This window comes from Vibrio sp. B183, assembly GCF_000740665.1.
Lineage (GTDB): Bacteria > Pseudomonadota > Gammaproteobacteria > Enterobacterales > Vibrionaceae > Vibrio > Vibrio coralliilyticus.
In genome coordinates, this window is the sequence record NZ_JPQB01000003.1 from 1 (window position 1) to 22107 (window position 22107).

The 22107-nt window shown below is 46.0% G+C and carries 20 protein-coding genes; 12 read left to right on the forward strand and 8 right to left on the reverse strand.

Translation table 11 applies throughout. The features are described 5' to 3' along the window. Positions 1-27 precede the first annotated feature (27 nt). Positions 28-1026 carry a substrate-binding domain-containing protein gene (locus IX95_RS01955; protein ID WP_038156357.1) on the reverse strand — a complete coding sequence of 333 codons (999 nt, stop codon included), beginning with the start codon at positions 1024-1026 and terminating at the stop codon, positions 28-30. A gap of 164 nt (positions 1027-1190) precedes the next feature. Between IX95_RS01955 and IX95_RS01960 the strand changes: the two genes are divergently transcribed. Both IX95_RS01960 and IX95_RS01965 read left to right on the forward strand, forming a co-directional pair. After that, on the forward strand, positions 1191-1523 hold the full coding sequence (locus IX95_RS01960; RefSeq protein ID WP_038156358.1) for a tRNA-binding protein: 333 nt from the start codon (positions 1191-1193) through the stop codon (positions 1521-1523). A 165-nt stretch (positions 1524-1688) separates the two neighbouring features. Further along, positions 1689-2300, forward strand: a complete 612-nt coding sequence (locus IX95_RS01965) for a porin family protein (RefSeq protein WP_019274120.1) — start codon at positions 1689-1691, stop codon at positions 2298-2300. A gap of 31 nt (positions 2301-2331) precedes the next feature. Here IX95_RS01965 and IX95_RS01970 read toward each other — a convergent pair whose 3' ends face one another. Both IX95_RS01970 and IX95_RS01975 read right to left on the reverse strand, forming a co-directional pair. Next, positions 2332-2886 (reverse strand): gamma-glutamylcyclotransferase family protein, encoded by a 555-nt coding sequence (locus IX95_RS01970; protein WP_038156362.1) that lies wholly within the window; start codon positions 2884-2886, stop codon positions 2332-2334. 122 nt (positions 2887-3008) lie between these two features. After that, positions 3009-4904, reverse strand: a complete 1896-nt coding sequence (locus IX95_RS01975; RefSeq protein WP_038156364.1) for a PTS fructose transporter subunit IIABC — start codon at positions 4902-4904, stop codon at positions 3009-3011. Positions 4905-5245: 341 nt separating this feature from the next. Here IX95_RS01975 and IX95_RS01980 point away from each other — a divergent pair, with 341 nt between their 5' ends. Beyond that, positions 5246-6088 (forward strand): helix-turn-helix transcriptional regulator, encoded by an 843-nt coding sequence (locus tag IX95_RS01980; RefSeq protein WP_019274123.1) that lies wholly within the window; start codon positions 5246-5248, stop codon positions 6086-6088. On the opposite strand, the gene IX95_RS01985 is transcribed toward IX95_RS01980, so the two are convergent. Both IX95_RS01985 and IX95_RS01990 read right to left on the reverse strand, forming a co-directional pair. Further along, positions 6085-6861 (reverse strand): PTS sugar transporter subunit IIA, encoded by a 777-nt coding sequence (locus tag IX95_RS01985; RefSeq protein ID WP_038156366.1) that lies wholly within the window; start codon positions 6859-6861, stop codon positions 6085-6087. The genes IX95_RS01980 and IX95_RS01985 overlap by 4 nt on opposite strands. Beyond that, positions 6858-7160, reverse strand: coding sequence for a PTS fructose transporter subunit IIB (locus tag IX95_RS01990; protein ID WP_038156367.1), 303 nt, complete (start codon positions 7158-7160; stop codon positions 6858-6860). The genes IX95_RS01985 and IX95_RS01990 overlap by 4 nt, the downstream gene beginning before the upstream one ends. A 227-nt stretch (positions 7161-7387) precedes the next feature. Between IX95_RS01990 and IX95_RS01995 the strand changes: the two genes are divergently transcribed. After that, entirely contained in the window at positions 7388-8572 is a 1185-nt protein-coding gene (locus IX95_RS01995) for an NnrS family protein (RefSeq protein ID WP_038156369.1), read from the forward strand. A 100-nt stretch (positions 8573-8672) separates the two neighbouring features. Here IX95_RS01995 and dapD read toward each other — a convergent pair whose 3' ends face one another. Both dapD and IX95_RS02005 read right to left on the reverse strand, forming a co-directional pair. Beyond that, a complete protein-coding gene (gene dapD, locus IX95_RS02000; RefSeq protein WP_038156371.1) occupies positions 8673-9704 on the reverse strand; it encodes a 2,3,4,5-tetrahydropyridine-2,6-dicarboxylate N-succinyltransferase in 1032 nt (343 codons plus the stop codon). A 348-nt stretch (positions 9705-10052) separates the two neighbouring features. Next, entirely contained in the window at positions 10053-10661 is a 609-nt protein-coding gene (locus IX95_RS02005) for a peroxiredoxin (RefSeq protein WP_019274128.1), read from the reverse strand. A gap of 198 nt (positions 10662-10859) precedes the next feature. Between IX95_RS02005 and IX95_RS02010 the strand changes: the two genes are divergently transcribed. From IX95_RS02010 to aceA, 3 genes are all read left to right on the forward strand, one after another. Then, on the forward strand, positions 10860-11765 hold the full coding sequence (locus IX95_RS02010) for a hydrogen peroxide-inducible genes activator (protein WP_029235947.1): 906 nt from the start codon (positions 10860-10862) through the stop codon (positions 11763-11765). A gap of 641 nt (positions 11766-12406) precedes the next feature. Next, complete coding sequence (gene aceB / locus IX95_RS02015; RefSeq protein ID WP_038156374.1) at positions 12407-14053, forward strand: malate synthase A; 1647 nt, start codon at positions 12407-12409, stop codon at positions 14051-14053. A gap of 127 nt (positions 14054-14180) precedes the next feature. Further along, positions 14181-15494, forward strand: coding sequence for an isocitrate lyase (aceA, locus tag IX95_RS02020; RefSeq protein WP_006959764.1), 1314 nt, complete (start codon positions 14181-14183; stop codon positions 15492-15494). 118 nt (positions 15495-15612) lie between these two features. Here aceA and IX95_RS02025 read toward each other — a convergent pair whose 3' ends face one another. Next, positions 15613-16053 (reverse strand): CBS domain-containing protein, encoded by a 441-nt coding sequence (locus tag IX95_RS02025; protein ID WP_006959761.1) that lies wholly within the window; start codon positions 16051-16053, stop codon positions 15613-15615. 326 nt (positions 16054-16379) lie between these two features. On the opposite strand from IX95_RS02025, the gene queA reads away from it, so the two are divergent. From queA to secF, 5 genes are all read left to right on the forward strand, one after another. Continuing rightward, positions 16380-17432 (forward strand): tRNA preQ1(34) S-adenosylmethionine ribosyltransferase-isomerase QueA, encoded by a 1053-nt coding sequence (gene queA / locus IX95_RS02030; protein WP_038156377.1) that lies wholly within the window; start codon positions 16380-16382, stop codon positions 17430-17432. Between the two features lie 172 nt (positions 17433-17604). Then, complete coding sequence (tgt, locus tag IX95_RS02035; protein WP_019274130.1) at positions 17605-18741, forward strand: tRNA guanosine(34) transglycosylase Tgt; 1137 nt, start codon at positions 17605-17607, stop codon at positions 18739-18741. Between the two features lie 176 nt (positions 18742-18917). Further along, the gene (yajC, locus tag IX95_RS02040; RefSeq protein ID WP_006959758.1) at positions 18918-19244 is read left to right on the forward strand and encodes a preprotein translocase subunit YajC; all 327 of its coding nucleotides are present in this window, start codon (positions 18918-18920) and stop codon (positions 19242-19244) included. A 21-nt stretch (positions 19245-19265) separates the two neighbouring features. Then, on the forward strand, positions 19266-21122 hold the full coding sequence (gene secD / locus IX95_RS02045) for a protein translocase subunit SecD (RefSeq protein WP_080568951.1): 1857 nt from the start codon (positions 19266-19268) through the stop codon (positions 21120-21122). 14 nt (positions 21123-21136) lie between these two features. Next, positions 21137-22084, forward strand: a complete 948-nt coding sequence (gene secF / locus IX95_RS02050; protein WP_006959756.1) for a protein translocase subunit SecF — start codon at positions 21137-21139, stop codon at positions 22082-22084. Positions 22085-22107: the final 23 nt, after the last annotated feature.

A 22107-nucleotide genomic window follows, 5' to 3' on the forward strand; every position in this document is an offset into this window, starting at 1 on the left:
GCTATGCAGGTGGATTTTTACTAATTGCTATAGCCGCTCAACGGAATTTCGTCGCACCACCGTTGGCGAGAAGATAATGGTGTCATTATCGGCAGGTTCTTGACGAGCATACGACAAAGCAAGGCGTGCGGCCTTATCTGCCATCATTTGAATTGGGTAGCGTACGGTACTCAGGCGAGGGTGGACGTAGCGAGCGATCAGTCCATCATCAAAACCCATCATCGATACCTGCTGCGGTACCTGAATCCCATTTTCATCCAGAACGGACAAAGCGCCAGCGGCCATGTAGTCGTTGTAAGCGACAACGCCAGTGATCTCTAACGATTTGGTCAGCAGATTGGTCATTGCAATTTCACCACCATCGTTATTCGGCTCACCGTATTCGATATAGCTACTCGGCAACTCAATATTATGCTCTCGCAGTGCGGCAAGATAGCCTTCAACCCGTTGTTGTGAATCTTCAATCCCGTGGTTAGAAGCGACACAGGCAATCTTGGTATGACCGTGACGAATCAGGTACTCCGTTGCTAGGTAAGCCCCTTTATGGTTATCGAGCGAGATACAACGCTCCGCCAATTGAGGAATATGGCGATTGATGATAACCATTCCTTTGACTTCTTTGGCGTAGCCAATCAGTTCTTCATCGGAGAGACCTTTAGCATGGATGACGAGGGCATCACAACGATTGTTGATCAGAAGTTCGATCGCTTTTCGTTCTTGTTCAGCATCGTGATAACCATTGCCAATCAAAATATGTTTACCGTGCTCATGAGCAACCGTGTCAACAGCTTTGACTAAAGTGCCGAAAAACGGATCGGATACATCACTAACCAGCACACCCATGGTATTGGTACTTTGACTGACCAGTGAACGCGCTGCTGCGTTGGGGCGATAGCCAAGCTTATCCATTGCTTTGGTGACTGAATCAACGGACGACTGGCTGGCTTTAGGGGATTTATTAATAACGCGAGAAACCGTTGCGATAGAGACTCCCGCTTCTTTTGCCACATCCTTTATCGTTGCCATGTTTTACCTCATAAGTTGAACCTGAACATTAAACACTGTTTGTGAAAATGAAGCAATTTGAGACACTTTTTACTGCGATAAATGCGATCTTTACCACTTGTTATGTAAGAGTTAAGTGTTAATGTAAACGTTATCTTTTAGTAAAATTTACTTGGAGTTTTATCATGGATACGATCGCTTACACTGATTTTTCAAAACTGGAGATGCGAACAGGCAAGATCATTGAAGTTGCCCGTCATCAAAACGCCGACAAACTGTACATTGTTCAAATTGATGTTGGGGAAAGGCGACTGCAGACTGTCACAAGCTTAGTGCCTTATTACACGGAACAAGAGTTGATGGGAAAAGAAGTGGTGGTGCTATGTAACCTTGCTAAAGCCAAGATGCGTGGCGAAACTTCTGAGTGTATGTTGCTGTGCGCTGAAACCGATGATGAGTCAGAAAGTGTTTTGCTGACCCCTGAACGATCAATGCCGGTAGGGGCGCGTATTGTTTAGCCTAGAGACTGTATCACCAGCCTGATTGTATAATTAGCATTCATATTTAAATTAATAATGAGATGTTGATCATTATATTAAATATTAATGGTTTTATTTATTGGTGGGATTCCTATATTCGCACGCGAACTTTTATGAAGTAGTTCAAAATATATAGGAATTATAATGAATAAAAAATTATTAGCGGCTCTAGTCGCGGCAGTTTCATTTCAGGCAGTTGGTGCGGAAAACGTAGATGTACAACAGGCTGAACGCGGTTACCTTGAAAATGGCTGGTATCTAGGTGCAGATATCATTAGTACTGATCTAGATGGAACGCTATTTGGCCCATCATTTGAAGAAGTTTCGAGCACTAATGTTGCATTTTCTGTTGGTTATAGCTTTCAAGTTGCAGAGTCTTTCGTTGTTGGTGTGGAAGGTGAGTACCTGAACTATGGCGAATTTGATCTAGCTTATTCCGCAGTACAAAGTACAAAAGTAGCAAACACCGACATATCAGCATTTTCTCTAAACTTAAAACCTAAGTATTTTGTAGCAGATTCTGGCTTTTATGTTGGAGCCACTTTAGGCTTAGGTACATATCATGCTGAAATTACGACGGTTACTAATGTTAGTGATTCGGCATCAGATACCGGTTTTACTTACGGTGTAGAAGCGGGTTATGCGTTAAACAATAACTGGCTTCTAAGTGCAGGTTATCGAGTGTCTTCTGTGGATATTGATGATTTCGATATTGATATGAATACTCTATATGCAGGTATTGACTACAAGTTCTAACTACTTGTATTACCGAATTGAAAAGGGAGCATTACGCTCCCTTTATTAGTTTATCAATCACCGGATAATGGTGTTCTTCTACACCGGCGAGGTTGCCATACTTAGGCGCATGTCGGTCATCTTCTCTTGGGAAATGCCAGCCGATGGTTTGCTCAATAAATTGTTTGGCAAACTGTTCGGAAATTTCCAGACAGCCTGCTAATACGGTATCGACATAGGTTTGCATGATAGGACTCAGGTTACATGGTGGCTCTGGGTTGTCTTTGATATACACCCAGACCTGATCATTGGCACGAAACGGGTTATCGCACTCAAGCTGTGAATGGGGCACTTCCACTCGATGGTAGCCTCGCTCGCGAACATCAAATTCACTCAGCTCATCTTCGCTGATTTCAAGTAGTACTCCATTGACTAAGCCTTCGCCTTTATTTACGACTAGTGGCGAAAGGATATAACTGTCATCCACTTTACCCCAGTAGCGTTTGAAGCCATGAACAATGGCAGGCAACGCTTGCGCGGTTTTTCCTGTTAGTTGTCTTGATGCGGAGTTCATTAAACTGCCGTAGCCAAAGATGTAAATTGCCATGTATTTTCCCTCTGTGTTCAACAAACAACCTAAAGGTTTTTACCGCAAAAGAAAAGACCCCGTAAAAACGGGGTCTGAATAGCGCGCAAAATAGGGGGATGGCGCTTAAGGTGCTTAAATGATTAAGCGGTTGCTAGCTGTGCTTTCGCTTTACGCATCTTCTTAAGTGAAATACAGGTCAGGGCGGTCACGACTGTACCTGCCGCCATACAAACTAGTGCCATCAGTGGTAGGTTCATAGCGCCAAGTAATGCGACAACTGGACCACCGTGCGCGACGCTGTTGGTGATACCAAATGAGAATGCCATTACGGCTGCCACCATAGAGCCAAGCACGTTAGCAGGAATCACAGACATTGGGTCTTGCGCTGCAAATGGAATTGCGCCCTCTGAGATACCGACCAGGCCCATGGCGCCAGCCGCTTTACCGGCTTCGATTTCTGATTCTTCAAATAGATTGAATTTACGACCAAGGAAAGTGGCTAGACCCATACCAAGAGGTGCTACAGGAATCGCACACGCCATGGCACCCATAAATTGTGTCTGACCACTGGCGATCATACCCACGGAGAACAAGAACGCGACTTTGTTGAACGGCCCGCCCATATCAAAACCAGCCATACCACCTAAGACGATTCCCAACAGAATCACACTGCCAGTACTCATGCTGACTAACATCGCATTCAGGCCGTCCATCAAGCTTGCAATGGGTGCACCAATGACGAAGATAAACAGGCTGGAGATAAACAAAGAGCCTAGGATTGGTGCAATCATAATAGGCACCAATGGTTGAATAAATTTATGGTAGTTGATGCTCGTCAGCCATTTGACAAAATAGCCAACCAGTAAGCCTGCAACGATGGCTCCGATGAAACCTGTGCCAGCTTCCGCACCGTAGAAAGAACCATTGTTCGCAATCCAACCACCAATTAATCCAGGTGCAAGGCCCGGACGATCTGCAATTGCATAGGCGATGTAGCCCGCCAAGATAGGGATCATCAAGGTAAACGACACCACACCGACATCCAGTACTTTTTGCCACATGCTGCCTTCAGGAATTGCCATTCCCGCTGACGTTGGCTCACCACCAATAGCCAGCGCGAGTGCGATCAACAGGCCACCTGTGACCACAAATGGAATCATGTGCGAAACGCCGTTCATCAGGTAGCGGTATAAGTCGCTACGAGCATTCGAAGAGGCTGTTTCAGTCGTCTGGCTTTCTTCACTCGCTATATAGAGTGGTGCTTGTAGTGCTTTTTCTATCAAACCCTTAGCATCGCTGATAGGGGCTTTGACGCCTGTCGTGATGACCTTTTTTCCCGCGAAGCGATTCATATCAACCTGTTTGTCACAGGCGACAATGATAGCATCAGCCTTAGCTATCTCTTCTGAACTCGGCGTGTTTTTGACCCCGATAGAGCCATTGGTTTCGACCTTGATTTGATAGCCAAGTTCAGCGGCGCCTTTTTCTAAGGCTTCGGCGGCTAGGTAAGTGTGCGCAACGCCTGCTGGGCAGCCGGTAACACCGATTAAAAAGCCTTGATCGGCTTCTGGGTTATCTTGCAGAACTTGTGGTTTGGCGAGCAGTAATTCTAACGCTTCTTCAGAAGAACTGGCCTGCATAAAACGTTCAATAAAACCTTCTTCGATCAGTTTGGAAGAGAGTTCAGCCAGCACCTCGATGTGATGATCTGCACCTCCATCAGGAGAGGCAATCATAAAAAATAGTTTACTCGGCTGACCGTCTTCTGCGCCGTATTCTATCCCTTGGCGGCTAATACCAATCGCGACAGCGGGTTGGGAAACCGCGGCACTTTTGGCATGAGGCAGCGCGACGCCATCTTCAAAGCCTGTGTTGCCAATCTCTTCTCGAGCCTGAATATCACTGAGGAATTGCGCTTTGTCGCTGATGCGGTGGTTGTTGCTCAGCAGCTCGATCAGTTCTTCGAATACTTCTTGCTTGGTTGTTGCTTGGAGATCTAAGCAAATCAACTCTTGATTGATTAAGTCTGTGATCATCTCGTTTACCCCGATTGGTTCCGATCTGTGCGGAACTTGTTTTTTATCTGAGGGTAATTGTGGGGGATTAAGTCAAGGATTTTTAGTGTACCAGAAATGCATTTACTGGATTATTGTAACTATGGATTTGGAGTGTGATCGAACTCAATTATTGATTTAAGTGTAATTAGTTTATTTTGTTTGGTATTAATCTTTAAATATCATGTATTTAATTGTTTTTATTGAGTGTTTCTATCTTTGGAAGGGAAAATACAAATCGTAAAAACTAGAGTATAGTAACCTCAATTTTTACTGCTTTTTTGTTGATGGAAGTCACGAAAAGTGATTGTTTGAGAGGGACTATGAGCCATATATTCCATGAGTTACTCGATAATGTTATTCATGAACGGGAGCATTTTAGTCGTATCTGGTTTGCTGCAGACAAACTCACGCCCCCGGCTTTTAGCTATCAGGTGAACTTTCCACGGCTTGAGCTCGTTTTAAGTGGCGAGTACCTCAATCAACTTGAAGATCCTGAACAAGGGATTGCGGACATTAGCGTATTGAGTGGAGATGCACTCTATATTCCTCCTAACTGTTGGAATAAACCGAACTGGGAAAACGAATGCTCGGTACTGAGTTTGCTGTTTGGCCGTCGCCAGTTAGGTTTTAGCTTGGTGAGCAAGCGTGCGGGGGAAAGCGGTTTCTATGACATCCAGAAATATTCTGTACCGACCCGAACTGGCCACGCGGTCGACCATATTTTACAGGCATTGAACGCACTAGCTCAGGAACCTCAAAAAGCTCCGATGGATGAACATTTGCTGGTGGCTCTGCTCAGCTACTGCCAGTCAATGCTACAAAAGCCTGATGGCAGTTCGAAAAGCCATAGTGAAGATCTTTACCAAGGGATTTGTATTTATATTCAAGAGAATTTTCATCGGGCGATTACCCGGACGTCGATTGCTTCGCGGTTTAACATTTCCCCCAATCACTTGTCGCGCTTGTTTCGCCAACAAGGGCATATGACACTGGCTGACTACATCACCTGGGTTCGAATTGACCGTGCTAAGTTTATGCTCAAGCGCTATGACTTCCGTTTACAGGAAGTGGCAAACCGTTGTGGTTACGCAGATGCCAACTATTTTTTTCGGGTGTTTAAGAACAAAGTCGGTATGACGCCGAGCGAATATCGGGCGAGTTAGGCTTGTGCCAGCTTATGGGTAAGAAGTGCTTTTAACGCTTGTGGTTCGTGGCTGGTACGCAGCAACTGGCAATAGTCTGGATCCAGCAATGAGCGAGTCAGGTGCGTAAAGGCTAGCAACACATCACGTGAAGCGTTATGTGGTAAAGCGATAGCGATGATCATACTGACGCCACCCTGAGCTGGAGAGTTCCAGTCTAATTCTTCTGTCAGCGACACAATGCTGACACTTGGGATATCAATCGCTTCACTCATGATGTGAGGAAGGGCGATACCATACCCAATAGCAGTTGAAGAGGTTTGCTCTCGCTGAGCAAACTGCTCGCATATCAAAGCAGGGTTTGAGCTGGTAATACATTTTGTCGCGAGGCTGAATGCCGCTGACTTAGTGTCAACATCACTGTGGTGGTGTAAGTAGCTAAGTGGAAAATCAAGATGAAAAGTAGGCAGATTGCTGAGCAGCGCAATATTGGTTAATTGGTTACTCTTATGCGCAGTATTGACCAAGGTGAACTGATCGCTGATGAAATTGGTAAACACCATGCAGGCCAATTCCGCATCGGAGCCTTCAATGTGTATCTGACATAAATCGAACTCCTGACTGCCCAACGACATGACCTGTAACGGGTGCTCGATATTGGCTCTTTCCCACTTGGTGACATTAAGTAACACGACTACCGAGCGAAACATCCCGCTCAAGGCCTTGAGGCGATTGATTTTCCAACTGGCAAATCCATCCTCAGGAAGAACGAACGTAATGCGACGCTCAATCACAGTGATTTGCACCTGTCGAGCACGGCGCCAACATTGGTCAGCACTTCTTCAATAGTAACAACATGGATTTTACAACCAGTGAAGCGCGCCCGCTGTTCTATTTCTATATCTGAAGCAATCAGAACTAAATCTGCGCGCATGATATCTTGAGCGGAGAGAGGGTTTTCAATCCCCATTGCACCCTGAGTTTCGACCTTGATCTGCAAGCCTTTTTTAGGTGCAGCTTTACTCAATGCATCGGCAGCCATGTAAGTATGAGCAATACCGGTAGGGCAGGCGGTTACAGCAACAATTTTCATCTAAAACCTCACAATGTCCAGGTGGGTTATTGTCAACTTCTGACGACTTGGGTCAATGATCCAGATCTTCAAAATTTGTATTCTTATTACTCTTATGTGTCTTTATGACCTTATTTTGTAGGGTCATAAAGACACGAGTTTTTCTTAACATATTGAATTTCGGTTGATTTAACACTGGAATGAATATTGCTGTTAGATAGTTAGATTCAATATTTGGAGTGACCATTGTGCTCAATATTACTGACAAAAAAGTCGAAGAAGCCATTCCGCCGATTTTACGTCTGGGGTTCCGGCCCTTCTTTTTGCTTGGGGCCGTTTATGCTGTTATTGCTGTCGCCTTGTGGGTATGGATGTTTCAAAACGGCCAGCCTGCGACGTTAAAGGTACCGGCTTTGTGGTGGCATGTGCATGAGATGCTGTTTGGCTTCTCGATGGCGATTGTGGTGGGGTTTGTCTTGACCGCAGTCCAAAACTGGACGGGAATCAATGGCACCAAGCACCATAGATTGGCGGTATTGGTTGGCTTGTGGCTACTTCCGCGTGTGCTGTTCTGGACACCTGCGCCTTTGTGGTTGATTTCATCGATCGAGGCTCTGTTTATCGCTTTTGCTGCTTATGAAGTTGGCAGTCGAGTGATCAAAGCCAAAGGGTGGAAAAATCTGTTCTTTGTGCCTTTATTTGTTTTGGCGATTGTGGCGAATTTTGCCAGCTACGCGACCATCAAGGGGATGCCGCCGTTTCCTTCTTCGGCGGTCTGGCAAGCAATGTTGTGGTGGTTTACGATTTTACTGTCGGTAATGGGCGGGCGAGTGATTCCATTCTTCACAGCTCGGCGATTTAATTTTGAGAAACCACAGTCGATGACTTGGCTAGAATGGACGGCAAACCTCCCGCTGGTCAGTTTATTTATTCTTAGCTTTTTCCCTGTCACTTTTGCTCAGCTCGGGCCTTCTCTGATGGTTATTTCTGGTTTAGCACATTTAGTACGTGTGATGAGATGGCAGCCGTGGCGCACCGTTAAAGAGCCGTTAGTGTGGGCACTACACTTAGCCTACCTGTGTATTCCGGTCAGCTTATTGTTGAGAGGGTTACTCGATAACCCATTTGCGGGCCACAATATGTTGCATCTGTTTGCGATTGGAGCGCTCGGTGGTTTGATACTGGCGATGATCGCTCGTGTAACCATGGGGCATACTGGGCGAGCAATTTATCAGGGCCCAAATATGGCGTTAGCATTCGCTATGCTGACGGCTGCTGCGTTAGTTCGTAGTGTTGGTGTGGTTCTGTGGCCAGCCCAAATGATGTTGATGATTGATATCAGCGGGCTGTTATGGGTATTGGCTTTTACTCTGTATGTGATTAAGTTTGGCCCTATGTTGCTAAAAGCGAGAGTCGACGGTCATCCTGGTTAAGTAGCTAACGGCTGCCTTCGCGCGTTGTTCGATTCACTTAGCAGAAAAATAAAAAGGGTTGATGCTTACACATCAACCCTTTTTCTGTTCGGCTACTAGCTTAGTTATTGCTGTGTAGCTCAGAGTTCAGCTCTACTGCAGTTTTGTTCGCCAGACATTCAATCTGACCAGTCACTGAATTGCGACGGAACAGCAAGTCAGACACGCCAGCTAGGTCACGCGCTTTCACCACTTCCACTTCATTGCCTTCTGAATCCAGCATACGAACCTTAGCACCCGCAGTGACATACAGACCTGACTCAACAGTACAACGATCGCCCAGTGGGAAACCAAGGCCTGCGTTTGCGCCTAGCAGTGAACTTTCACCGATAGAAACGACAACTGAACCACCACCAGACAGTGTCCCCATGATTGAAGCACCGCCACCGATATCAGAGCCGTTACCAACCACAACACCAGCAGAGATACGGCCTTCAACCATGCTCACACCAGTTGTACCTGCATTGAAGTTGATGAAACCTTCATGCATAACGGTTGTGCCTTCACCAACGTGAGCGCCAAGGCGAACGCGTGAAGTATCAGCGATACGCACACCAGCAGGTACCACGTAATCAACCATTTTAGGGAATTTGTCGACACAATCGACAGATAGGTTGCGGCCTGCTAGGCGTGCTTCAATTTGGCGATCAGCCAGTTCTGGCAGATCGATAGGGCCTTCGTTGGTCCACGCAATGTTGTGCAGTAGGCCAAAGATACCGTCAAGCACAGTACCGTGAGGTTGAACTAGGCGGTTAGAGATAAGCTGAAGCTTCAGGAAGCCTTCAGCAACAGAAGCTGGCTTCTCATCTGCTGCAAGAACAACAAGTACTAGCGGTTGTGAAGACTCTGCGGCTTTAGCTGCGAATGAGGCGTTTGCAGCATCACCGTTTGCTTCGAATGCGTTAGCAAGTTCTGCACTTTGTGCCGCAGAGATTTCGATTGCTTGGTTGCCTTGCTCGTAACCTGCTACTTTTGCGACTGCGTCTACCAGTGCGTCAGACGGGTTAAGAACTGGGTTCGGGAAAAATGCTTCAATGATTTTTCCATCGCGGTTTTTGGTTGCCGTACCGAAGGCTAGAGAAAAGTAAGCCATGTTGAATCTCCGTGTAGTAATCGTCAGTCAGGAAGAGTGAACTTGAACTCTTCCTCCAAATCAGTTGAGTTCATCATAAAGAGAGCTTTTTCGACTTTAAAGAGCAGAAACAGATAAAGTCTTTAGGTCGATACGTTTTGTCTCTTTAGCGATATCTTGTCTTTTTATCTATATAGGGAAGTTGTGAGGACGACAATGGTCATTGAGTGTGAAAGCAAAATAAAAAGAGCCCGAAACTGAGTTTCGGGCTCTTTAAATAAAGACTTTACTTTAAACTGATTGGCGTTTGCTTTTTAGCTTTATATTGTCCAACCAAGACACCCGTTGAGCTTGGGTGCGAAAGCAAAATTACTTGCTTAGGTCTTCTGCGTGCTCAGATAGGAACGCTGCAACACCTTTTGGAGATGCGTCCATACCTGCTTTACCTTCTTCCCACTGTGCAGGACATACTTCACCGTTCTTCTGGTGGAAGTTTAGAGCGTCAACCATGCGTAGCATTTCGTCGATGTTACGGCCTAGTGGTAGGTCGTTAACAACTTGGTGACGTACAACGCCTTCTTCGTCGATTAGGAAAGAGCCACGGAAAGCAACGCCTGCTTCTGGGTGCTCAACGTCGTATGCTTTACAGATTTCGTGCTTAACGTCAGCAACTAGTGGGTACTTAACTTGACCGATACCGCCATCTTCGATAGCAGTGTTACGCCATGCGTTGTGAGAGAACTGAGAATCGATAGAAACACCGATTACTTCAACACCTTTAGCTTGGAAATCAGCTAGACGGTTGTCGAAAGCGATTAGCTCAGATGGGCAAACGAAAGTGAAATCTAGTGGGTAGAAGAAAACAACCGCTTTCTTACCTTTAGTGAACTCTGCAAAGTTGAAGTTATCAACGATCTCACCGTTACCTAGAACAGCTGCAGCAGTAAAATCTGGGGCTTGACGACCTACTAGTACCATTTTTTTGCTCCTAAAATATATGGTTAGTTCCAAACCAATTGATTCGTTTTTGGTTTGGTCCGTGTTTGTACGCGACAAACTATAGTACAGATTGTAGTATGGAAAAAAGCGAAATAAATAGATTGAGTTAATCGAAAAAAGCGATAATGCTAAACCATTATCTTGATCACTGGATGAGCAGTAGTTACGTATAGAATTATGAATAAGTGGCCTAGCCTCAAGCAATTACATTATTTGATAACCCTTCACGAAACACGCCACTTTAGTGAGGCGGCGGAACGGTGCTTCGTGAGTCAGTCAACGCTCAGTAAAGGTATTCAAAACCTTGAAGAGCTGATTGGTTGCCCTCTTTATGAGAAGAAAGATAAGAAAAGCCCATTAGTGTTTACACTGGCGGGAGAGCAGGTTGTCCAACAAGGGCGTGAACTTCTGGCAAAAGGACAAGATCTGGTGGAACTTGGTCGCCTTTGTCAGGGAGATGAAATGGAAGGGCAATTGCGTGTGGGTTGTATTCCAACCATTGCGCCTTTTTTACTCTGTGATTTGGTGCAGGAAGTGAACCAGCGCTTTCCTTTACTGAACTTACTGCTAAGAGAAGACACCACAACCAATTTACTGGCGGCGCTGCGCCACGGTGAATTAGATGTACTTATCTTAGCTTTGCCAGTTGATATAGATGGCATGGAAAGCAAAATCGTCGGTAATGATCCATTTCGGATGATCATCAGCCGTAATCAGGCCGACGCGATTCAGACCCCGATTAAGTACGATGACTTACCTGATGAGTTTGTGTTCTTACTGGAAAAAGAACACTGCCTAACAGAACATGCCGTTTCTGCCTGCCAGCTGACTAAGAAAGAGAAGATTAACCCGTTCTCGGCAACCAGTTTACATACCTTGGTTCAGATGGTTGCCAATGGGCTAGGAACCACCTTTATCCCCCAGATGGCAATCGATCACGGGTTGATTGATAACCAGAACTTAGTGGTTGTTGATGCCCCTGGGCAGCAAGCACACCGCCATATTGGGCTAGTTTGGCGCCCTAGTTCTTCAAGAGTGAATACTTTTAATCAACTGGCACAAGTCGTGTCAGAGCTGCTTTAGCGATAAGTATTAGACCAAATCTCGATGATACCTTCCAAAAGCACACTGGTTTTAGTGTGCTTTTTAGCATTTTATTCTGTTGGTGAACTTTAACTTGTAAAATTTTACAAAGAAATCTTGATGAAGCTTTCATTAAATTGTGAAATTTCACAGTGTCAATTTTACAGCTCACTAAAAACACTCTGTTTGACTCGCCTCCGAAATAGCCACGAAATCCCCTGTCTGATAAAGAGATGCCTAATTCACTCGTAAGTTAAACGCGTGTTTGAAACGGTTTTACAGTTCTAATTTTACTGTAATTAAATTACGTAACTGGTTACATTTTGGTGATCAAAATCAACAACTTATAGGCAGCGGAATAAAACTTTGAATTTAGTCGATAGGCTACTTTAGGACTTTTGCTCTACCGCATGTTGGTGTAGTTTAAATTAAGGCTCTGTAAGACTTATGTCTAGATTGAAAAGGCAAACTAAGTTAGCCAAGGTAGAGCTCACAAGACAAAATAAACGAAGAAAGCAGTGATCAATTAGGATGTTTGATTGTTGTTTTATAGTTACAAATGTAACTCTTCAAAAATTAGAGCAACCACTGATACAACCCATAACAGTCATCGTTGTATTGGAGCGTTAAAGGAAGAGAATATGCTTGCCAACACACCAGATAGAGAAAAAACAACAGCCGAAGCCCAAGAAACCTTACACCAAGAAGGCATGCTTGAAGTGACTGGTACCCTTTCACCAGAACATCAGGCGATTTTCCCTGTTGAAGCCCAAACCTTTTTATCTCTTCTGTGTGCTCAGTTTGCCAGCCAGACCGATACACTGCTTGCTCAACGTGAAAAAAAGCAAGCACGTATCGATGCTGGGGAACTGCCAGACTTTCTCGAAGATACACAAGATATCAGAGAAGGTAGCTGGAAAATTCTCGGGATCCCTCAAGATCTGCAAGACCGCCGCGTAGAAATCACTGGTCCTACTGACCGTAAAATGGTGATTAATGCGCTGAATGCGAACGTGAAAGTGTTCATGGCGGACTTTGAAGACTCGATGTCCCCCGCTTGGGGTAAGGTGTTAGATGGTCAAATCAACCTGCGTGACGCAGTGGATGGTGAGATCAGCTACACCAATCCGGTTAATGGTAAGCAATATGAGTTGAAGGATGATCCAGCGGTTTTGATATGCCGAGTACGTGGTTTACACCTAAAAGAAAAACACGTGACGTTTAATGGTGAGATCATTCCGGGAGCTTTATTCGACTTTGCGCTTTATTTTTACAATAACTACAAAGCGCTAATGAAAAAGGGCAGTGGCCCTTACTTCTACCTACCAAAACTGCAATCGCATAAAGAAGCGCAGTGGTGGAGCAAAGTGTTCCATTTTACTGAGGATTACTTTGGTCTAGACACAGGTACTATCAAAGCCACCGTGCTGATTGAGACACTGCCAGCCGTGTTTGAAATGGATGAGATCCTATTTTCGCTTAAAGAACATATTGTTGGTCTTAACTGCGGTCGCTGGGATTACATCTTTAGCTACATCAAAACACTGAAAAAGCACCCAGATCGTGTCCTTCCGGACCGTCAGGTTGTGACTATGGATAAGCCGTTCCTAAATGCTTATTCGCGTTTACTTATCCGTACCTGTCATCGTCGTGGTGCCTTTGCAATGGGGGGAATGGCAGCATTCATTCCAGCAAAAGATCCACAGGAGAATCAAAAGGTTCTCGACAAAATTCAAAACGATAAAGCACTGGAAGCAAATAACGGCCATGACGGTACTTGGGTGGCTCACCCTGGTTTAGCCAACACGGCAATGGAAGTGTTTGGCAGCGTGCTGGGCGAGAGAACCAATCAACTTGATGTTTCTCGTTCGGATGACGCGCCAATTACTGCCGATGATCTGCTCGCGCCTTGCCAAGGAGAGCGAACAGAGCAGGGCATGCGCCACAACATTCGAGTGGCACTCCAATACATTGAAGCGTGGATCTCTGGTAATGGCTGTGTCCCTATCTACGGCTTGATGGAAGACGCCGCAACGGCAGAAATTTCCCGAGCGTCGATATGGCAATGGATTCAGCATGGAAAAGCGCTCGACAATGGTCAAGTGGTAACCAAAGCCTTGTTCGAACAATACCTTAGTGAAGAAATTGACGTCGTAAAAGCAGAAGTTGGAGATGAACGTTATCAGGCGGGTCGTTTTGAAGAAGCGGCTGAACTGATGGCCAAACTGACCACCAGCGACGAACTAACGAACTTTTTAACCATTCCAGGTTATGACTACCTGGACTAATGAATCAATAACAACATCAGTAACGTGAACATTTCGAGGCGGAGATGGATGTACCGCCAGAGAAAAAATAAAAACAGCGCCCGTATTGTCAACAAATAGCAGCGCACATCAATAGAGGGATAGACCGATGACTAATTTAACTCGCCGCCAACAAATCGAAGCTCTTGAAAAAGACTGGGCAACTAACCCACGCTGGAAAAATGTAAAGCGTCCATATACAGCAGAAGAAGTCGTAGAACTGCGCGGTTCGATGGTGCCAGCCAACACAATTGCGCAGCGCGGTGCAGACAAACTGTGGTCTTTGGTCAACGGTGATGCTAAGAAAGGCTACGTAAACTGTTTGGGTGCACTGACTGGTGGTCAAGCGGTCCAGCAAGCGAAAGCGGGTATTGAAGCGATTTACTTATCAGGTTGGCAAGTAGCGGCAGATAACAATACTGCATCGACTATGTACCCTGATCAATCACTTTACCCTGTTGACTCAGTGCCTTCAGTGGTTAAGCGCATTAACAACTCATTCCGTCGTGCGGACCAAATTCAATGGTCTGGCGGTAAATCACCGGCGGATGAAGGCGGTATCGACTACTTCCTACCAATCGTTGCAGACGCAGAAGCCGGCTTTGGTGGTGTACTTAATGCTTACGAGCTAATGAAGTCTATGATTGACGCTGGCGCAGCAGGTGTTCATTTTGAAGATCAGCTTGCATCAGTGAAGAAGTGTGGTCACATGGGCGGTAAAGTTCTTGTTCCGACTCAAGAAGCGGTTCAGAAGCTGGTTGCAGCCCGTCTGGCAGCTGACGTAGCGGGTACTACTACGTTGGTTATCGCTCGTACGGATGCAAACGCAGCAGACCTACTGACTTCGGATTGCGACCCGTACGATAAAGACTTCATTCAAGGTGACCGTACTCAAGAAGGTTTCTACCGTGTACGTGCAGGCATTGACCAAGCGATTGCTCGCGGCCTAGCTTACGCACCTTATGCTGACCTTATCTGGTGTGAAACGGCAACGCCGTGTCTGGAAGAAGCGCGTAAGTTTGCAGAAGCGATTCACGCTGAATACCCAGACCAACTGCTTGCGTACAACTGTTCTCCTTCTTTCAACTGGGAGAAGAACTTGGATGCAGAAACTATTGCTAAATTCCAGCAAGAGCTCTCTGACATGGGCTACAAGTACCAGTTCATCACACTAGCGGGTATTCACAATATGTGGTTCAACATGTTCGAACTTGCGCATGACTACGCACAAGGTGAGGGTATGCGCCACTACGTTGAGAAAGTACAGCGTCCAGAATTCCAGGCAGCAGAGAAAGGCTACACCTTCGTTGCACACCAGCAAGAAGTGGGTACAGGCTATTTCGACAAGATGACCAACACCATCCAAGGTGGAAACTCATCAGTCACGGCTCTGACTGGCTCAACGGAAGAGGACCAGTTCTAAAGTATCCCTGTCATGATGACCAAGGCTCTCTCTTGCTAGCCTTCGGTCATCGATATTCTGTTTAGGCATAAACTTTGACATGCTTTGAGCGACATTAAGTCGCTCTTTTTTTTGCCTATCACTCAACTTCTTCAGGTTCGGCTTCTTCTTGCAGCTCTAGCAAATTGATAGCGATGGCAACAAAGTCACTGTCAGTGATAATACCGACTAACTGACCCTTTTCGACAACAGGTAGACAGCCAACCTTATGCTTTTGCATGTAGATGGCGCTTTCTTTCAACCCTGCTTGAGGAGAAACCGTCATGACACCTGTTTTCATCACTTCATAAAGTGGTGTATTGAGAGTGAAGGACTGGTTTTCTGGGATTTGCTGTAAGCTCGATTCTTGTGCGGCCAACACGTCACGTTGAGAAACCACGCCAAGTAGCTGCTTATTAGCGTCGACAATTGGAACGTGGCGAATATCTAGTGCTTCCATGGTATGTTTTGCGTCGGCAAGTAGGTGTGAACGCAGCAGGGTATGGGGGGTGCGCGTCATCATGTCTTCGACTTTTATCATGGCTGCCTCCTGAGTGATAGAGTTATTGTTTTGTTCTCTTTTAATATAGTAATTTTCCACTCGGGAGTATGAGAGCTGGATAGATTTTTATTCCGATAACCTTGAAAAAAATGTGGCGAATTATGTACAGAATATCCAGCTAATTTTACAGCCTTCCTCCATACACCCGTTAATTCAATATTGATTACAATAATTCACATCTCAATCCTTGCTATTGCGCTTGTGCGGCATATACTAGTCGGCTGCGAAAAACTCGTCGTCTGTTTGTGACAGAATCAGTTCGACTTCCATCACGACGTAAGAATCCACGACAAAAGATTAGTAACATGCAAGTATCAGATTTCCACTTTGATTTACCCGATGAGCTGATAGCTCGTTATCCTCAGCCTGAGCGCACCGCGAGCCGTTTGCTTCAACTTGATGGCAACAGTGGTGAGCTAAGTGATGGCACGTTCACGGATGTACTTGAGCAAGTGCAGCCGGGCGATCTTGTGGTTTTCAATAATACTCGTGTGATTCCTGCGCGTATGTTTGGCCGTAAAGAGTCAGGCGGTAAGCTGGAAGTGTTAGTGGAACGTGTGTTGGATGAAAAAAGCATTCTGGCTCATGTGCGCTGTTCTAAATCGCCTAAACCGGGTTCAACCATCTTTATTGGTGAAAACGACGAGTATTCTGCACAAATGGTTGCCCGCCATGACGCCTTGTTTGAACTGAAATTCAATGCAGAGAAAAACGTGTTGGCGGTTTTGGAAGAGATCGGCCACATGCCGCTTCCACCTTATATTGATCGCCCAGATGAAGATTCAGATAAAGAGCGCTACCAAACGGTTTACAACGAAAAACCGGGTGCAGTGGCTGCGCCGACAGCTGGTCTGCACTTTGATGAAGCGCTGCTTGAGAAAATCAAGGCGAAAGGTGCTGAGTTTGCTTATGTGACTCTTCACGTAGGTGCCGGTACATTCCAACCGGTTAAGGTCGAAAATATCAACGATCACCACATGCACGCAGAGTATGTGGAAGTACCGCAAGAAGTGGTGGATGCGATTAACGCTGCGAAAGCGCGCAATGGTCGAGTCATTGCAGTGGGTACAACATCGGTACGTTCCCTAGAAAGTGCTGCTCAGGATGCATTGAAGAAAGGTACTGCGCTTGCGCCATTCTTTGGTGATACTGAAATCTTTATCTACCCAGGTTACGAATATCAGTTAGTGGATTGTTTAATCACTAACTTCCACCTGCCAGAGTCGACACTGATCATGTTGGTCAGTGCATTTGCAGGTTACGAAAATACGATGAACGCATACAAACACGCGGTAGAAAACAAGTATCGTTTCTTCTCGTATGGTGATTCGATGTTCATCAGGAAAAAAACGGACTAGCTGCCTCTTACGCTAGTCAGCTTTTTTTTAATTGAGTTATTTACGAGTGCTAGCAGTAAGCTAGGACGCAAATCAAAAGGTTGATTTGTATCTCGCATGGAAGGCGACCGCTCCCTAATGGGGATAACCCCGAAAATATCGTCAGACTGTTTCTCTGACAATTGGAGGCTTCGTGAAGTTAAAATTTGATCTTAAGAAGAAAGATGGTGTTGCACGTCGTGGTCAACTGACCTTTGAACGTGGCACTGTTCAGACACCTGCTTTTATGCCTGTTGGTACTTACGGTACTGTTAAAGGTATGACGCCTGAAGAAGTTAAAGGCACAGGCGCTGAAATTCTTCTTGGCAACACTTTCCACCTTTGGTTACGCCCAGGTCAGGAAATCATGAAAATGCATGGCGACTTGCACGATTTCATGAACTGGCACGGTCCTATCCTGACAGACTCAGGCGGTTTTCAGGTATTTAGCCTAGGTGACATCCGTAAGATCACTGAAGAGGGCGTACACTTCCGTAACCCTGTTAACGGTGACAAGATTTTCATGGACGCAGAGAAGTCGATGGAAATCCAAAAAGACCTTGGGTCTGACATTGTGATGATCTTCGATGAATGTACGCCATACCCAGCGACACACGCAGAGGCGAAAAAGTCGATGGAAATGTCGCTGCGTTGGGCTCAGCGCTCACGTGATCATTTCGATAAGCTAGAAAATCAGAACAACCTATTTGGTATCGTTCAGGGAGGCGTTTACGAAGACCTACGTGATGTATCGGTGAAAGGCCTGACGGAAATCGGTTTCGACGGCTACGCTGTCGGTGGTTTGGCGGTTGGCGAACCAAAAGAAGACATGCACCGTATTCTTGAGCACACTTGTCCACAGCTTCCGGAAGACAAACCTCGTTACTTAATGGGTGTTGGCAAACCAGAAGATTTAGTAGAAGGTGTACGTCGCGGTATTGATATGTTTGACTGCGTAATGCCAACGCGTAATGCCCGTAATGGTCACCTATTTGTGACGGGTGGTGTGATCAAGATCCGTAATGCGAAACATAAAACAGATACAACACCATTGGATCCAGAGTGTGACTGTTACACTTGTCAGAATTACTCTAAGTCGTACCTACACCACTTAGATCGCTGTAATGAAATTCTAGGTGCTCGCCTGAATACCATTCACAACTTGCGTTACTACCAACGTGTGATGGAAAGTATCCGTAAGGCGATTGATGAAGATCGCTTTGATGAGTTCGTCAAAGAGTTCTATGAGCGTCGTGGTCGCGAAGTGCCACCACTGGCGAAAGAGCAGTAATTGACTAGATAAAAGAATTAAAGCCTTTGGCATTTCGCCAGAGGCTTTTGCTAATAAAGTAGGCAGACGCAGTGAATTTTTGAGAGAGTGATCTCTAATAGTCACTCTTTCTCTTGAAACTCAAAAGCGTAGGCCCAACTTGGAATATTAATAAAAAATAATAGAGGATTGTTTTAATGATTATTTCTCCAGCTTACGCAGCAGAAAGTGCACCAGCAGGCGGCGGTTTCGAAATGCTAATCATGCTTGGTATGTTCGCGGTAATTTTCTACTTCATGATTTACCGTCCACAAGCTAAACGCGTGAAAGAGCACAAGAGCTTGATGTCTTCCATGGGCAAAGGTGATGAAGTTCTGACTAGCGGCGGCCTAGTGGGTAAAATCACTAAGATTGCAGAAGACAACGACTACATCTCAATTGAGCTAAACACGAATAACGAAGTTGTGATCAAGAAAGATTTTGTTACTGCAGTGCTACCAAAAGGTACGCTGAAGTCTCTATAAAACAGCTAAAGGATCCTCGCTGTGCTTAACCGCTATCCGTTATGGAAGTACTTGATGGTGGTGTTTACCATCGCTATCGCCGCATTGTATGCACTTCCAAATATCTACGGTGAAGATCCGGCAATTCAAGTTACAGGGGCGCGTGGCGCCTCTGTAGATATGTCAACGCTGGATTCTGTCACTGAAGCTCTTGATGAAAAGGGCTTATCTCATAAATCCATTGCTCTCGAAAATGGATCCATTCTTGTACGCTTCAACGATACCGACACTCAAATCAGTGCCCGTGATGTCATCAATGAAGCTCTGGGTAAAGACAATATTGTTGCTCTTAACCTAGCTCCTGCGACTCCAGACTGGTTAGAAGCAATTGGCGCAGCGCCAATGAAGCTCGGTCTTGACCTTCGCGGTGGTGTTCACTTCCTGATGGAAGTAGATATGGACGCTGCGATGGAGAAACTGGTCAGCCAGCAGGAAGAAGCTTTCCGTAGTGAACTGCGTGAAGAAAAGATTCGCTACCGTGCGATTCGCCCTTCAGGCAAAGAGGCGGTTGAAGTCTTGCTGCGCAACGAAGAGCAGCTTGCGGATGCTAAACGCTTACTGCAGCAAAACCATCCTGATATGACCTTTGTCGACTCAGACTCTGATGGTCGTTTCACTCTGACTGCCACTTTTACTGAGCAACGTCTGACCGAAATTCGTAACTACGCTGTTGAGCAGAATATTACTATTCTGCGTAACCGTGTAAACGAACTGGGTGTTGCTGAACCACTTGTACAGCGTCAGGGCGCAAGCCGCATTGTTGTTGAACTACCAGGTGTTCAGGATACGGCTCGTGCGAAGGAAATTCTGGGTGCGACGGCAACGCTTGAATTCCGCGAAGTCGACGACAAAGCGGATCTCGCTGCTGCAGCCAGTGGCCGAGCGCCAGCGGGCAGTGAAATCAAACAAGACCGCGATGGTCGTCCAGTTGTGCTTAAGAAACGCGTTATCCTAGGTGGTTCTAGTATCACTGATGCGAGCTCAAGTGTGGATGAATATGGCCGTCCTCAGGTTAACATCTCGCTAGACAGTGAAGGTGGTAACAAGATGTCAGCGTTCTCTAAGAAGAACATTGGCAAGCTGATGGCAACTGTGTTTGCTGAGTACAAAGACAGCGGACGCAAGACGCCAGATGGTCGCGTTATCCTGACGAAGCATGAAGAAGTGATTAACCAAGCAACGATTCAATCAGCGCTTGGCCGTAACTTCCGCATCACAGGTATCGACTCGGCGGCTGAAGCGCACAATCTTGCACTACTGCTTCGTGCAGGTGCTCTGATTGCACCGATTTCTATCGTTGAAGAACGTACGATTGGTCCATCTATGGGTCAACAGAACATCGACATGGGTATCATGGCATGTATCTGGGGTATGGCGGCAGTTATGCTATTCACGCTGCTTTACTACCGTAAGTTTGGTCTGATTGCCAACACCGCGCTGATGGTAAACCTTGTACTGATTATTGGTGTGATGTCGATGATTCCGGGAGCAACGATGACGTTGCCTGGTATTGCCGGTATTGTTCTGACGGTCGGTATGGCAGTCGATGCTAACGTCTTGATTTTCGAACGGATACGTGAAGAGTTGCGTGACGGGCGAAACCCTCAGCAGGCGATTCATCAAGGTTATGCGAACGCATTCAGCACCATTGCCGATGCCAACATCACCACTTTGATTACCGCAATAATCCTGTTTGCTGTAGGTACAGGCGCAATCAAAGGTTTCGCGGTGACACTGTCTATCGGTATCTTAACGTCTATGTTTACTGCCATCATTGGTACACGCTGTATCGTGAACCTGATGTACGGTGGTAAGCGCATCAACAAACTGTCGATCTAAGGCTAGGAATTATTATGTTTCAGATTCTAAAAGCAGACAAATTGATCGACTTTATGCGTTGGTCGAAATTCGCCTTCGTGCTGTCGATCCTGATGATTGGCGCGTCGATTTTTACTCTTTCTACTAAGTGGTTGAACTGGGGCCTAGACTTCACTGGCGGTACGCTGATTGAAGTTGGCTTTGAGCAGCCTGCTGATTTGGAAGAGATTCGTACTGCGCTGGAAGCAAAAGGTTTTGGTGACGCAACGGTTCAAAACTTTGGTAGTGCTCGTGATGTGATGGTTCGTTTGCGCCCTCGTGATGGTGTCGCAGGTGAGACTTTGGGTAACCAAATTCTTTCTGCCATCAAGGAAGGCACTGGTGAAAGCGTTGAAATGCGCCGTATCGAGTTTGTAGGGCCAAACGTAGGTGATGAGCTAACAGAAGCAGGTGGCCTGGCGATCATCGTTTCTCTTATCTGTATCCTGATTTACGTTTCGGTGCGATTCGAATGGCGTTTAGCGGCTGGTGCGGTACTTGCCCTGGCACACGACGTTATCATTACGCTTGGCGTGTTCTCCTTGATGCAAATCGAGGTTGACCTGACAATCGTTGCAGCCTTGCTGACGGTAGTGGGGTACTCGCTCAACGATACCATTGTTGTATTTGACCGTATTCGAGAAAACTTCCGCAAGATGCGTAAAGGCGAACCAGCTGAAATCATGAACAGCTCAATCACACAAACATTGAGCCGTACCTTGATTACATCCGGTACCACCTTATTCGTAGTCATCGCTCTGTTCACGCAAGGCGGCGCTATGATTCATGGCTTCGCCACTGCACTTCTGCTGGGTATCACTGTAGGTACATACTCTTCAATCTATGTGGCTTCGGCACTGGCATTGAAACTGGGTATTACTAAAGAACACTTGATGCCGCCTCAAGTTGAGAAAGAAGGCGCAGAGTTTGACGAAATGCCATAAGGCAAAACGTTTTGTATGAGAAA